Annotated in this window: 11 protein-coding genes; all 11 read right to left on the bottom strand. The window is 67.8% G+C overall.

The window, feature by feature from the left end; genetic code table 11:
• Window positions 1-15 precede the first annotated feature (15 nt).
• The 11 genes from J0A91_RS12075 to J0A91_RS12025 all read right to left on the bottom strand — a co-directional run bounded on the left by J0A91_RS12075 (window position 16) and on the right by J0A91_RS12025 (window position 13450).
• Window positions 16-1200 (bottom strand): deoxyguanosinetriphosphate triphosphohydrolase, encoded by a 1185-nt coding sequence (locus tag J0A91_RS12075; protein WP_069205118.1) that lies wholly within the window; start codon window positions 1198-1200, stop codon window positions 16-18.
• Window positions 1197-3320, bottom strand: a complete 2124-nt coding sequence (locus J0A91_RS12070; protein ID WP_069205117.1) for an SPOR domain-containing protein — start codon at window positions 3318-3320, stop codon at window positions 1197-1199. The genes J0A91_RS12075 and J0A91_RS12070 overlap by 4 nt, the downstream gene beginning before the upstream one ends.
• Window positions 3321-3537: 217 nt before the next feature.
• Complete coding sequence (ftsZ, locus tag J0A91_RS12065; protein ID WP_069205116.1) at window positions 3538-4986, bottom strand: cell division protein FtsZ; 1449 nt, start codon at window positions 4984-4986, stop codon at window positions 3538-3540.
• A 113-nt stretch (window positions 4987-5099) separates the two neighbouring features.
• Window positions 5100-6362 (bottom strand): cell division protein FtsA, encoded by a 1263-nt coding sequence (gene ftsA, locus J0A91_RS12060; RefSeq protein WP_069205115.1) that lies wholly within the window; start codon window positions 6360-6362, stop codon window positions 5100-5102.
• A 23-nt stretch (window positions 6363-6385) separates the two neighbouring features.
• On the bottom strand, window positions 6386-7342 hold the full coding sequence (locus J0A91_RS12055; protein ID WP_069205114.1) for a cell division protein FtsQ/DivIB: 957 nt from the start codon (window positions 7340-7342) through the stop codon (window positions 6386-6388).
• Window positions 7339-8274 (bottom strand): D-alanine--D-alanine ligase, encoded by a 936-nt coding sequence (locus tag J0A91_RS12050; protein ID WP_069205113.1) that lies wholly within the window; start codon window positions 8272-8274, stop codon window positions 7339-7341. The genes J0A91_RS12055 and J0A91_RS12050 overlap by 4 nt, the downstream gene beginning before the upstream one ends.
• A 112-nt stretch (window positions 8275-8386) precedes the next feature.
• Window positions 8387-9295 carry a UDP-N-acetylmuramate dehydrogenase gene (murB, locus tag J0A91_RS12045; protein ID WP_069205112.1) on the bottom strand — a complete coding sequence of 303 codons (909 nt, stop codon included), beginning with the start codon at window positions 9293-9295 and terminating at the stop codon, window positions 8387-8389.
• Window positions 9296-9541: 246 nt separating this feature from the next.
• On the bottom strand, window positions 9542-9712 hold the full coding sequence (locus J0A91_RS12040) for a hypothetical protein (RefSeq protein ID WP_169833135.1): 171 nt from the start codon (window positions 9710-9712) through the stop codon (window positions 9542-9544).
• Window positions 9709-11115, bottom strand: coding sequence for a UDP-N-acetylmuramate--L-alanine ligase (gene murC / locus J0A91_RS12035; RefSeq protein WP_069205111.1), 1407 nt, complete (start codon window positions 11113-11115; stop codon window positions 9709-9711). Before murC ends, J0A91_RS12040 begins: the two co-directional genes overlap by 4 nt.
• Window positions 11112-12272, bottom strand: coding sequence for an undecaprenyldiphospho-muramoylpentapeptide beta-N-acetylglucosaminyltransferase (gene murG, locus J0A91_RS12030; protein WP_069207262.1), 1161 nt, complete (start codon window positions 12270-12272; stop codon window positions 11112-11114). The genes murC and murG overlap by 4 nt, the downstream gene beginning before the upstream one ends.
• The gene (locus J0A91_RS12025) at window positions 12269-13450 is read right to left on the bottom strand and encodes an FtsW/RodA/SpoVE family cell cycle protein (protein ID WP_069207264.1); all 1182 of its coding nucleotides are present in this window, start codon (window positions 13448-13450) and stop codon (window positions 12269-12271) included. The genes murG and J0A91_RS12025 overlap by 4 nt, the downstream gene beginning before the upstream one ends.
• Window positions 13451-13455 lie beyond the last annotated feature (5 nt).

Below are 13455 nucleotides of genomic sequence, written 5' to 3'. Positions count from 1 at the left end.
CACGGATATCAGGCCTCAGAAGCCCTCGGGCAAATCGATCTGCCCGACGCATTCGCGGTAGCGCGAGACCGCGTAACGATCGGTCATCCCCGCGATGAAATCGGCGATGTGGCGGCTGCGCCACGGCTCCTCCGCCGGTAGCCGCGTCGCCCATTCCGCCGGCATCAGATCCGGCGCGTCGCGATAGGCGGCGAACAATCCCGCAACGATCTTCTCCGCCGCGTCCGCCGCTTCGAGCTGGCGCGGATGATAATAGAGATTGGCGTACATGAAACGCTTGAGGTCGCGCTCCTCCTCGCGCAGCCGGGGCGAAAATGCCGCCAGGCAGCGCCCCGCCGCGCGGACATCGTCGGCGCTTTCGATGCGATGCTCAGCAACGCGCTGCTGAGTCTCGGCGATGAGATCGTTGACCATGACGCCGATCTGGCTGCGGATCAGCTCGCCGGTCAGCCGCGCGGGCGCGACATCCTCGAACCGCGCACAGGCGCCGGCCCAGTTGCGCGCGACCAGAGGTACTTCGAGCAACTGGTCGAGCGTGAGCAGCCCGGCACGCAGGCCATCGTCGATATCGTGATTGTCATAGGCGATGTCGTCCGCGATCGCCGCGACCTGGGCCTCGAGCGACGACCAGTGCGTCAGTTCGAGCGGAAACATCGTGTCGGCTTCGGCGAGCGCCCAACCCGGTCTGGTGATCGGGCCGTTATGCTTGGCCAGCCCTTCCAGCGTCTCCCACGAAAGATTGAGGCCCCGCCAGCGCGGATAGGGGCTGTCGATCCACATCAGGGCGCGCAAGGTGTTGCCGTTGTGGTCGAACCCGCCTGCATCCGCGAGCGCAGCGCTCAGCGCCTTTTCGCCGGCATGGCCGAACGGCGGATGGCCGATATCGTGCGCGAGCGCGAGCGCCTCAGTGAGATCCTCGTTGAGACCGAGCACGCGCGCGATCGTCCGCGCGATCTGCGCGACTTCGAGGCTGTGAGTCAGCCGCACGCGGAAATGGTCGCCGTCGGGCGCCATGAACACCTGGGTCTTGTGGCGCAGCCGGCGGAAGCTGATCGAGTGGATGATCCGGTCGCGGTCGCGCTGGAAGGCGTCGCGCGGGCCGCGCAGGTCGCCGCCCGCTTCGGGGTGGAGCCGGCCACGGCTCGCGGCCGGATCGGAGGCGAGGAAAGCGAGCGGCTGCGCCCCGGCGCGCACCGTCATTTGGCGGGAAGCTTGCTGATCTTCTGGCCGGCGTCGCTGGTGAACAGGAAGCCCGACAGCCCCTCCTTGGCCAGCTTGTTGACGAACGTCTGCGCCTCCGCCTCGGACGCGAACGGGCCGGTCAGGATTCGATTGGTCGCGCGCAACGGGGTCGACCAGCCCTGCCGACCCTTGAACACCGACGGCTGATCGGCGCGCAGCTTGTTCCACTGCTTGGGCAGATCGCGCTCGTTGGCGCCGCCCGATACCTGCACCCAGACTCGCGACGGTTCGAGGAATTTGGGGTCTTTCTTCTTCGCCTCGGCAAGCTTCTTGGCCTCTGCCGCCTTTTTCACCTCGGCGGCTTTCTTGACGTCGGCGAGCTTCTTCGCGTCCGCCGCCTTCTTGGTCTCGGCCGCCAACTTCGCCTCGGCGGCCTTGGTGTCGGCTTTCTTCTTCGCTTCCGCCTTTTCGTCGATCAGCGGAGTCTTCCGTGCTGGCGCGACCTTGGCGATCTCGACCGGCACGGTGCGGGCGACCTGTACCGGCGTCGGTGTCGGTGTCGGTGTCGGCCGCGGCGCGGTGGGCGCGGGAGCGGTGGGGACAAACGCCGAAGGGGCCGCCGTGGCGGGCGTGGGTTGCACTACGACCGCAGCGGGCGTGGTCACGGCGGGCGCACTCGCGAGCGGGGCCGGCTGGACACGCGCGACGCTGGTCGTCGCTGCTGCCGGCGCGGTTTCGACGCGCGTCACCGTCTCGGCGGGCGGCGTGGCTGGTCCATAGGCACGCGGCGCCGGCGCTGTCTGGGTCTGGGTCTGGGTCTGCGTCGGGAGCGGTTGAGGCTGGAGCGGTGCGAGCGGCATCACCCGGCCACCCGTCGGCCGCACCGGCTGATAGGATTGCGTTTCCGGCGCACGCGTCGGCTCTGCCGCGACCGGCGCGGTCGCAGTGGTCGCGGCGGCGGAGGCACGGTTGGCCTGCGCAACCGCGCTGTTGCTCGGCGTGTAGGTATTGCGCGTGTAGGTGTTCGGCCGGTACGGCGTCGGCGTGTATGGGCGCGGTGTGTACGGGCTCGGCGTGTAGGCGCGCGGCGTCGGCAGCGGCTGAACATAATAGCCGTTTTGCCCGGGCGTCGTGCTGGGCACCGCCGCGCCCGAATCGACATAGGCCGGCGGAGGGGGCAGCGGTAGCGCCACCGGCGGCGCGGCGGCCTGCACGGCGAGCTGGATCGGCTCGCGACGGCCTCGCTTGCGCTTGGCTGGCTTGACGGGTCTGGCCTCTTCAACACGCACCGGCCTTTCACGCGCCTTCGCAGCGGCGGCGAGTTCGACCGCGTCCGGGTCGGGGCCGAGCGGCGGCAGCGCGGGGACGAGGCGCGCATCGGCGATCCGCACCGGCGACGGGCGGATCTCGCCGAAATGCACCGCGAAGGCGCGATCGACTGGTGACAGCGCGGCGAGCCGATCGAAGAAGGGTTGCAGCCCTTGTGAAAGGCCGGCGGGCATCATCGTCGTCGCGATCTTCTCGGCATCGGCCTTCTCGCCGCTCATCGCCAGGATGAAGGCACGCGCGCGCCATGCGCCGCGGTCGCTCTTGCGCAGCAGCGGATCGAGCAGGGCGAGCGCCTCGTCACGCTTGCCGGAAATGCCGAGCGACAGCGCATAGCGACGGGTGGTCTCGTCGTTGGGGCCATTCTTGAGCGCGAGGCGATAGTCGCGCTGCGCCCGCTCCTGCTCGCCGATCAGATCGAACGCCAGGCCGCGATCCGCGGCGAACGTGCTGACGCGGCCGCCATAGCCTTCGGCTTCGGAAAAGCGGCGCAGCGCTTCGCCCGGCCGCTCGGCCTGCACCAGCAGCACGCCCAGCCCGGCCTTGATTCGCGCGTTGCGCGGATCGATCCGTTCGGCGCGCGCGAAGAAGCTGGCGGCGGCCGTGGCGTCGTCGAGCTTGAGCGTGAGTTCGCCTGCGCGAATCAGCGCATTGAGATCCTGCGGATTGGCCGCGAGCGCGCGGACCTGATCGGCGAGTGCATCGGCGTCACCCGGTGCGGGTAGCGGCTGGATGAACTGCGCGGCGAGCGGCGAAGTCGATCCCAGCGCGATCGCCAGCGCGAGGAAACGTAAGGGTCGCAATGCCGCCATAGTGAAACGCGTTGTCCCGGTGTTCGAGTTATCTACTCCGTTCGTCCCGATCGACATCGAAAAACGTGCCGGAGAGGCTTGGCTCGACACGAACGGTTGGAAGACTCGTCAGAGTCAAACGTCCCTAGACGGAAGCGCGGCTGAACGGGAGATGTCTTGCGACAGCACGACGCGCTGAAACGACGCGGCACGCCCGTCAGGCGTGCCGCGCGTCAGATCACTGGTTGTTCTGGCGGTGCAGGAAGCGCGGAATCTCGACCGCGTCCTTGTCGGCGGCCTCGTCCTCGCGCGCTGCGCCGCGCGAAACGCTCGACATGCGTTCGAACAGCGTGCCACCAAGCTTCACGCGCGGCGCGGGTGGCGCCGGTTCAGTGGCGGCCACCTCGGGCGCACTACCTGACGAGAGCCAGCGGCGGCGGCCGGGCGCTTCGGCCGGATCGGCGACGTCGTCACCGAACACCTTCGGCGCGGCGGGCGCAGGTGCAGGCGCCGGGGCGGGCGTCGGCGGAACTTGCGTGTCGCTGCCGAGAATCAGTTCGTCGACCTCAGCCGGCTCCGGCGCGGGCGCCGGGGCTTCGGCGCGCGGTGCCGGCTCGGGCGCCGCGGGCGCAGGCTCGGGCGCGGCAGCCGCCGGCTCGGGCGCGCGGGTCGAGCCGAAGCTGAACGAGCGCGACGAGGGCACGGGCGGCGCGGTCTGCGCCTCGGCCTCGATGCCGGTCGCGACGACAGACACGCGGATCTTGCCTTCGAGATCGGGATTGAACGCCGAACCCCAGATGATGTTGGCGTCTTCATCGACCAGTTCGCGAATGTGGTTCGCGGCCTCGTCGACTTCGAGCAGGCGCATGTCGTCGCCGCCGGTGATCGAGACGATCACGCCCTTGGCGCCCTTCATGCTCACGCCGTCGAGCAGCGGGTTGGCGATCGCCTTCGATGCGGCTTCGATCGCGCGGTTGTCGCCCTCGGCCTCGCCGGTGCCCATCATCGCCTTGCCCATCTCCTGCATCACCGAACGGACGTCGGCGAAATCGAGGTTGATGAGGCCGGGCATCACCATCAGATCGGTGATGCCGCGCACACCCTGCTGGAGCACTTCGTCGGCCATTTCGAACGCCTGCTTGAACGTGGTGTTCGCATTGGCGACGAGGAACAGATTCTGGTTGGGAATGACGATCAGCGTATCGACGTACTTCTGGAGTTCCTCGATGCCCGCATCGGCAGCCTTGGCGCGGCGGTTGCCTTCGAACGAGAACGGCTTGGTGACGACGCCGACCGTCAGGATGCCCATGTCGCGCGCCGCCTTGGCGATGACCGGAGCGGCACCGGTGCCGGTGCCGCCGCCCATGCCGGCGGCGATGAAGCACATGTGCGCGCCTTCGAGCATCTTGGCGACCTGATCGATCGTCTCCTCGGCGGCGGCGCGGCCGATCTCGGGGCGCGACCCCGCGCCGAGACCCTGCGTGATCTTCGCGCCGAGCTGGATCTTGGTTTCCGCGTTCGACTGTTTCAGCGCCTGCGAATCCGTATTCGCGACGAAGAAATCGACGCCCTGCACATCGGCACGCATCATGTTGGCGATGGCATTGCCACCCGCCCCGCCGACGCCGATCACGGCGATACGCGGCGTCAGTTCGTCCACTTCGGGCGCAAGAAATTCGATACTCATTTTACGGTCTCCTGCGCGCCTCCCCACAACACTTGGCACGCTATACGCTTAACTATCCTGCACCATCGAATGCTGCGGTTCCAGCCCCGATTGCTGCGCGGAGTCGCAATTCTTTAATAATTCGCCCGCGCCGCCGCCATCATCCGACGGAAGATCGCGAAGCCCTTGGGACGATGCACCGTCTGGTGCCCGCGCGGCAGCGCGCGCAGGTCGATCGGATCGGACGCGGCGTAGAAAGCCAGGCCCGCGAGCGTCGCGAACGCCGGGCCGGAATGCGCCTCGGGCAGCGCCGACAGCCCACGCGGCCGGCCGACGCGCACCGAGCGGCCGAGCGCCGCCTGTGCGTAATCGGCGATGCCGTTCAGCTCCGCGCCGCCGCCGGTCAGCACGACCTGCCGCCCGACCGGGCCTTCGAACTTCAGCTCGACCAGCGCCTTGCGCACCTCGCCGATGAGATGATCGAGCCGCTGGCGGATCACGCCGATGAGTTGCGCGCGGGTGATGCGCGCCCCGTCGCCCTGCCCGTCCTCGGCCGAGATCGGCGCGACGTCGATCATCTCGTGATTGTCGCGCGGGCTGGCGTTGGCGGAGCCGTGGACGCACTTCATCCGCTCCGCGTGGGTGCGGCGCGTGCCGAACGCGGAGGCGATATCGTCGGTGATGTCGGCGGCGCCGATCGGGATCGAGGTCAGCCCGACCAGCATCCCGCCCGCGAACAGCGAGACGTTGGTGATGCCGGCGCCCAACTCGACAAGCGCGACGCCGAGTTCGCGCTCCTCATCGGACAGGCAGGCGAGGCCCGTCGCGACCGGCGAGGCGATGATCGATTTCACTTCGAGATGCGCGTTGGCGACGCACAGCCCGAGGTTGCGCACCGGCGAGCCATCCGCCGCGACGACATGGATATGCACGCCGAGCCGATCGGCATGCAGCCCGAGCGGACGCTTGACCCCGGTCAGCCCGTCGAGCGTGTAGAGCGCTGGCTGCGCGTGCAGCACGATCCGCCCGGCGGGATCGATCGAATCGCGGCCAGCCTGCAACAGCGCGTCGATATCGGCCTGTTCGACCCGGTGCCCGCCCAGTTCGAACTCGACCGAGGCGACATCGGAGACGAGGCCGCCCGCCGAGAAGCTCACCCAGACGTTTTCGATATTGGTGCCGGCGATCCGCTCGGCCTGCTCGACCGCCTCGCGCACCGCCGCCTCGGTCGCGGCGGCGTCGGCGATGTAGCCGCGCTTGACGCCACGGCTCTCGCGCTGGCCGGTGCCGAGCACGATCAGTTCGCCGCCGTCCCCTTTCTGCGCGATCATCGCCGAAACCTTCGACGAGCCGATATCGAGGGCGGTAATCAATCCTTCCGGTGCGATCTTCGCCATACGCTGTACCCCTGCTTGCCCAACTAGCCTTGCGCGAACGGTAGCGCGGCCGTCTTCGCTTCGGTAGCATTCGATTTCGGCTTGGCCGGTTTCGCAATGGCGGGCGTCGGCAGCGCGCCGCCGGCGGCGTCGCCCGGCTTGCGCGCGACCAGCCGCGCCGGATCACGCATGTCGAAGCCGACCCAGCCCTTGCCGAGCAGCGGCTGAACACCGTCCATCTGCGCGAATTTGACCAAAGCGCGCGCGGCGGCATCGTCGCCCTCGGGCAATTCCAGCGTCTCGCCACTGTCGAAGGTCAGGTTCCAGCGGCGGTTGCCGACCCACGTCGCCGCCTTGACCTGCGGGCGCAGCGCGGGCGCGGCGGCGAGCAGATGATCGTAGGAATCCTGCTGCTCATTGGCATGATCGCCGACCACCAAAGGCAGATCGGGCATCTGATCGGCCTGGACGGGTTCAAGATAGGTGCCGTTCGCCGCGATCAGCGCGAGCTGTCCGCGATTCTGCCAGATCGCGGCGGGGGTGCGCTCGACGATCTGGACGAGCAACGTATCCGGCAGCCGGCGCGAGACGTGCGCGTCCTCGATCCAGCCGCTGTGCGCGACCAGCCGCTCGCGGGTCTTTTCGAGATCGACCAGCGGCATCGCCAGCGAGGGCTGTTCGAGCGCGATCTTGTAGATCGTGTTCTGGTCCATGCGCGCGAGCCCGGTGATCTGGACGTTGTTGACGCGGAACCCCGCCTCGCCGATCCCCTCGCCCACCGCCGTACCGACCGCGCCGGGAATGCCCATCCACACCCCCATTGCCAACACGCCGCCGCACACGATCGCGACGATCGACCATGTCGCGATTCGGGTAAGCGTCGCCTCGCTGACCGGCAGCGCGGCGATCATCCGGTCGATGATCGAGACCTTCTGCGCCTTGCGGCGCTTCTGCTGGACCGGGCGGCGCGGGGTGCCGCGCTTGATCGTCTTGCTGGTCACGGCGCGGCGCCTTCAAGCGCTTCGTCGACGATCGCCTGGACGAGTTCGGCATAGCTCATGCCGAGGTGGCGCGCCTGTTCGGGCACGAGGCTGAGCGGCGTCATGCCGGGCTGGGTGTTGACTTCCAGCAGGAACAGCCCGTCGATACCGCGCTCGTCATCCCAGCGGAAATCGGAGCGCGACGCGCCCTTGCAGCCGAGCACACGGTGCGCGTCGAGCGCGATGCGTTTGCAGGCGTCGGCGACGTCGTAGGGGATCTGCGCGGGGCAGATATGTTCGGTCAGCCCCTCGGTGTATTTCGCGTCGAAATCATACCAGCCGTTCTTGGGCTTCAACTCGGTGACGCCGAGCGCCTGCCCACCCAGCACCGCCGTGGTCAGTTCGCGGCCCCGGATGTAGGGTTCGGCGAGCAATTCGTCGAACTCTGTCCACGGGCCGGCGACATCGCGGCCGATCGGATTGCCGTAATTGCCCTCCGCCGTGACGATCGCGACGCCGACCGAAGAGCCTTCGTTGACCGGCTTGAGGACATAGGGGCGCGGCAGTGGATCGGCGTCGTAGAGCGTCTCGGACTTGACGATGCGGCCGCCCGGCATGGGGATACCGGCGGGGACGAGCAGCAGCTTGGTGAGCTGCTTGTCGATCGCGATGACCGAGGTGGCGAGACCGCTATGCGTGTATGTCAGCCCCATCAGATCGAGCAGGCCCTGAACCGAACCGTCCTCGCCGGGGGTGCCGTGGAGCGCGTTGAAGACGACATCGGGCTTGGCGGCGGCGAGCTTCGCCGCCACGTCGCGGTCCATGTCGATCCGCGTGACGCGGTGGCCGCGCGATTCGAGCGCATCGGCGACGCCGGTGCCCGACATCAGCGAAACCTCGCGCTCGGCCGACCAGCCGCCCATGAGGACGGCGATATGGAGGGGCTTGCTCATGCGCGCCTCTCCACAACCGTCATCCCAGCGCACGCTGGGATCTCTTGCGGCAAGGGCGCGACACACGCAGGGAGATGCCAGCTTGCGCTGGCATGACGGTGGTTGATGCGGCTCACTTCTTCACCCCCACCCGCTGAATCTCCCATTCCAGCGTCACGCCCGAATGCGCTTTCACCCGTTCGATCACGTCGTCTCCCAAGGCTTCGATATCGCTGCTCGTCGCGTCACCGAGGTTGAGCAGGAAGTTGCAGTGTTTCTCGCTGACCTGCGCGTCGCCGCGGGTGAGGCCGCGACAGCCAGCGGCGTCGATCAGCGCCCAGGCCTTGTGGCCGTCCGGGTTCTTGAAGGTCGAGCCGCCGGTCTTCGATCGCAGCGGCTGCGACGCCTCGCGCGCCGCCGCGATGCGCAGCATCTCGCCCTGAATCACCGCCGTCTGCTCGGGATAGCCCCGGAAGGTCGCGCTCACCACGATCGCGCCTTCGGGCAGCGCGCTGTGGCGATAGGTGTAGCCGAGATCGGCCAGCGCCAGCGTAACGCGCTCGCCCGAGCGCAACACGACCTCGCAGTCGACGAGGATATCCTTGACCTCGCGGCCATAGGCGCCGCCGTTCATCCGCACGAACCCGCCGACCGTGCCCGGTATCGAGCGCAGGAACTCGATACCGCCAATGCCCGCGTCACGCGCCTTCGACGAGACGAGAATGCCCGATGCGCCGCCACCGCAGCGGAGCGTCGTCGCATCGAGCTGCTCGACACTCGCGAACGCCTTGCCGAGCCGCACCACCACGCCCGGCCAGCCGCCATCGCGGACGATCAGGTTCGAGCCCAGGCCGAGCGCCATCACCGGCACGGCGGGGTCGAGCCCGCGCAGGAAGGCGGCGAGATCGTCGGCGTCCTGCGGTTCGAACAGCCAGTCGGCCGGACCACCGGTCTTGAACCAGACGAGCGGCGCGAGCGGGGCGTCGGATGTGAGGCGACCGCGTGTTTCGGGGAGGGTGGTCGGTGCACATGCAATGGTCATCGCACGCACCCTCCCCCCAACCCGTTCGTGCTGAGCGAAGTCGAAGCACGTGCCACGAGCGCGGCATTTGGGGCACGTGCTTCGACTTCGCTCAGCACGAACGGAAGAGAGTAAGGTATGCACATCATTACCGGTCCCCCGCGCACGCGGCGGCCCAGAGCCGCGAACACTGCACTGCTTGGCTCTGGACTCCCGCTTTCGCGGGAGAACAAGTGGGGTTGCGGGAGAACAAGGCCGCTTGCCACATCACAGCCACACGTTCCACAGCCGCGCCCACGCCTTCATCGCTTCGAGGTTCGCCTCGGCGATGTCGCGGCCAGCCAGTTCCATCTTCGCGCGCGCGTCCGCGATCGACGCCTTCTGCGCATCGAGCATCTGCCGCTGGAGCTTGATCGCGTCGGCGAAGGCGTCGCTCATGCGCGCGCCACCTCGATCGCCGGCGCGAGACCCGCCGCCCATTTGGTGATGTCACCAGCGCCGAGGCACACCACCATGTCGCCCGGCTGCACCACGCCGGCGAGGGTCGTCGCGAGCGCGTCGGCATCGGCGATCGTCGCGGCGGAGCGGTGGCCGCGGCGTTTGAGTCCCTCGACCAAAGCATCGGCATCGACGCCCTCGACCGGCGCTTCGCCCGCCGCATAGACCGGCGTCACATACACCATGTCGGCGTCGTTGAACGCGCCCTGGAACTCTTCCATCAGGTTGCCGAGCCGCGAATAGCGATGCGGCTGCACCACCGCGATGACTCGTTTCTCGACGCCCTCGCGCGCCGCCGCCAGCACCGCGCGGATCTCGACCGGGTGGTGGCCGTAATCGTCGATAACGGTCACGCCGCCGGTCTCGCCGACCTTGGTGAAGCGCCGTTTGACGCCGTGGAACTTGGCGAAGCCCTGCTGGATCGTCGCATCGTCGATGCCCAGTTCCAGCGCCACGCCGATCGCGGCGAGCGCGTTCTGGACGTTGTGACGGCCGGGCATCGGCAATTCGATCCCCTCGATCGAGCGGGTGGTGCCGTCGCGCTGGCGCACGATCGTCTCGAAGCGGTTGCCGCCGGGGATCGGCACGACGTTGACGCCGCGCACGTCGGCCTGAGTCGAGAAGCCATAGGTGACGATGCGCCGGTCGCGCACGCGCGGCAGGATGCCTTGCACCTCGGGGTGATCGAGGCACAGCAAAGCCGCGCCGTAGAACGGCACGTTCTCGACGAACTCGACGAACGCGTCCTTGACGCGGTCGAACGAGCCATAGTGATCGAGATGCTCGGGATCGATGTTGGTGACCACCGCGATCGTGCCGTCAAGGCGCAGGAAGCTGCCGTCGCTCTCGTCGGCCTCGACCACCATCCAGTCGCTCGCACCAAGCCGCGCGTTCGAGCCGTAGCTGTTGATGATGCCCCCGTTGATGACGGTCGGATCGACCCCGCCAGCATCGAGCAACGCCGCGACCATCGATGTGGTGGTGGTCTTGCCGTGCGTGCCGGCGACCGCGACTGTCGATTTCAGGCGCATTAGTTCGGCGAGCATCTCGGCGCGGCGCACCACCGGCACGCGGTTGGCGAGCGCCGCCTCGACTTCCGGGTTGCCGCGTTTGATCGCGGTCGAGGTGACGATCACCGCCGCATCGCCGAGATTCTCGGCCTTGTGGCCGATCGCGACGGGGATGCCCTTGGCGCGCAGCCCTTCGACCACGTAGCTTTCCGCCACGTCCGAACCCTGCACGTTATAGCCGAGGTTCTTCATCACCTCGGCGATGCCCGACATGCCGATTCCGCCGATGCCGACGAAATGGATCGTACCGATGTCGGTTGCGACGCCCCTCATGCAAACGCCGCCTTTTCCCGGAATTGTGCGGGGAGCGGCACGCCGATCGGCAGGTCGCCGTTGGTCTCGCCGAGGCTCTCGACCAGATCGGCGAGGTCGCGCGCGGCGTCGGGCCGGCCGCAGCCGCGTGCGCGCACGGCGGCGTTCTGGAGCGCGGCTGGATCGAGCCCGAGCCGCTGCATCTGCTTGGCGAGTTCGACTGGCGTGAACGCGCGCTGGTCGATCGTGCGTGCGCCGCCGGCCAGCGTCATCTCGCGCGCATTGACGGTCTGGTGGTCGTCGGTCGCGCTCGGCAACGGCACGAGGATGGCGGGGCGGCCGGCGCAGGTCAGTTCCGACAGCGTCGAGGCGCCCGCGCGCGCGATCACCAGATGGGACCACGCGAGATGCTCAGGCAGATCGGGCAAATAGGTGGCGAGATCGGCAGCGATGTCGAGTTCCTTATATTTGGCACGGCACGCCTCGATATCCTCGACGCGCGCCTGATGAGTCACCTGCAAGCGACGGCGGAACGCGACCGGGAGCATCGCCAGCCCCTCGGGCACGACCTTGCTCAGCACGCTCGCGCCCTGACTGCCGCCGGTCACCAGCACGCGGAAGATGCCGTCTTCCTCAAGCAAAGGATAGGGCTTGGCGCGGATCGCGATGACCGAATCGCGCACCGGATTGCCGACCAAATGCGTCTTGTCGTTGAGGCTTTCCTTCAGCCGCTCGACCTTGGCGTAGGAGGTGGCGATCGCGTCGACCTTGCCCGCGACCAGCCGGTTGACTCGGCCGAGCACTGCATTCTGCTCGTGGATCGCGGTCGGGATCTTCTGGTTGAACGCGGCCAGCAGCGCGGGCAGCGCGGGATAGCCGCCGAAGCCGATCACCGCCGCCGGACGGAAGGTCTTGTACAATTCGATCGCCATCGCACGACCGCGCCACATCTCACGCGCGGCGCGGTAATAGCCGAGCGGGCCACCGCCGAGCCGGCCAGCCGGCAGGATATGGGTCTGGATGCCCTCGAACAGATCGGGGAAGCGCACGCCGCGCTCGTCGCTGACCAACGCGACATAATGGCCGCGCCGGATCAGCTCGGCGGCGAGCGCCGCTGCCGGGACCATGTGGCCGCCCGTCCCGCCGGCGGCGAGGACGAAGTGACGGGGTTTGCTCATGCGCCGCTCCATTTGGCGATATACGGGGATCGTAACACGAACGGATTGCGCCGGGTGAACGCCAGCAGCAAGCCCATTCCCGCCGACAGTGCGACGAGCGACGATCCGCCATAGCTGATGAACGGCAAGGTCATGCCCTTTGACGGGGCCAGGCCGGTGTTGACCGCCATCGAGATCAGCGCCTGCACGCCGAACTGCGTGGCGAGGCCAGCGGCGGCGAACAGGCGGAATTCGTCGAGTTCATCGAGCAGTTTGACGAACACGCGCACCACGATCGCGAAGAACAGCAAAGCGATGATCATGCACGCGATCAACCCGAATTCCTCGCCGATCACCGAGAAGATATAGTCGGTATGCCCCTCGGGCAGCCGGAACTTCATCGTGCCGCCAGCCGGGCCGGTGCCGCGCCAGCCGCCGTGGGTGATCGTCGCGTGCGCGGCGTTGGTCTGGAAATGGTCCTGCGCGCCCTCCCCTTCGGCATCGGGGAAGAGGAAGGCGTTGATGCGCTTCTGCGCGGTCGCATAGAAAAAATAGGCCGAAACGAGGCCTGCTGGCGCGAGCGCGATCAGTCCGAGGATCACCTTGGTCGAGGTGCCCGAGATCATCAGCAGCGCGAACCATACCGAGATGAACACGATCGTCTGGCCGAAATCGGGCTGGAGCATCAGCAGCACGCCAACCAGCGCGGTGAAGGCGCCGGTGATGAACACCACCGGCAGCGCATCATCCTGCGCGCGCATCGACAAGACCCACGCGACCGTGACGATGAAGAACGGCTTGAGGAACTCGGAGGGCTGGAGCAGCGATACGCCGAGATTGAGCCAGCGCGTCGCGCCGTTCTTCGACACGCCGATGAACGGCACCGCCGCCAGCGCGATCAGGAAGGCGACCGCGCCAAACAAAGCGAGCCGCCGCGCCACCGCGACCGGCAGCATCGAGATCAGCAGCATCACCGGGATCGACACACTCACCCAGGCGAGCTGCCACCACAGATAATAGAGCGGCGCGATATGGTGCTTCTCGTCCGAATAGCGCTGTGCTGCCGAGGGCGAGGCGGAGCCGACCGCGATCACACCGACGCCGATCAGCAGCAGCACGAGCAGCAGCAGCACGCGGTCGATGTCCCAGAACCACATGCCGAGCCACGACCGGTCCGACCGGCCGCCGCTGCCCTGCATGCGCT

Origin of the sequence: Sphingomonas panacis, from assembly GCF_001717955.1 — a bacterium.
Classification (GTDB): Bacteria; Pseudomonadota; Alphaproteobacteria; order Sphingomonadales; family Sphingomonadaceae; genus Sphingomonas; species Sphingomonas panacis.
This window is presented reverse-complemented; position numbering and strand designations above follow the sequence as displayed.

Excerpts from the sequence above, each read along its gene's own strand:
- J0A91_RS12070 (WP_069205117.1), bottom strand. The coding sequence starts at position 3,320 with ATGGCGGCATTGCGACCCTTACGTTTCCTCGCGCTGGCGATCGCGCTG.
- J0A91_RS12040 (WP_169833135.1), bottom strand. The coding sequence starts at position 9,712 with ATGAGCGACGCCTTCGCCGACGCGATCAAGCTCCAGCGGCAGATGCTC.
- murG (WP_069207262.1), bottom strand. The coding sequence starts at position 12,272 with ATGAGCAAACCCCGTCACTTCGTCCTCGCCGCCGGCGGGACGGGCGGC.
- ftsZ (WP_069205116.1), bottom strand. The coding sequence starts at position 4,986 with ATGAGTATCGAATTTCTTGCGCCCGAAGTGGACGAACTGACGCCGCGT.
- murC (WP_069205111.1), bottom strand. The coding sequence starts at position 11,115 with ATGAGGGGCGTCGCAACCGACATCGGTACGATCCATTTCGTCGGCATC.
- J0A91_RS12025 (WP_069207264.1), bottom strand. The coding sequence starts at position 13,450 with ATGCAGGGCAGCGGCGGCCGGTCGGACCGGTCGTGGCTCGGCATGTGG.
- murB (WP_069205112.1), bottom strand. The coding sequence starts at position 9,295 with ATGACCATTGCATGTGCACCGACCACCCTCCCCGAAACACGCGGTCGC.
- J0A91_RS12075 (WP_069205118.1), bottom strand. The coding sequence starts at position 1,200 with ATGACGGTGCGCGCCGGGGCGCAGCCGCTCGCTTTCCTCGCCTCCGAT.
- J0A91_RS12050 (WP_069205113.1), bottom strand. The coding sequence starts at position 8,274 with ATGAGCAAGCCCCTCCATATCGCCGTCCTCATGGGCGGCTGGTCGGCC.
- ftsA (WP_069205115.1), bottom strand. The coding sequence starts at position 6,362 with ATGGCGAAGATCGCACCGGAAGGATTGATTACCGCCCTCGATATCGGC.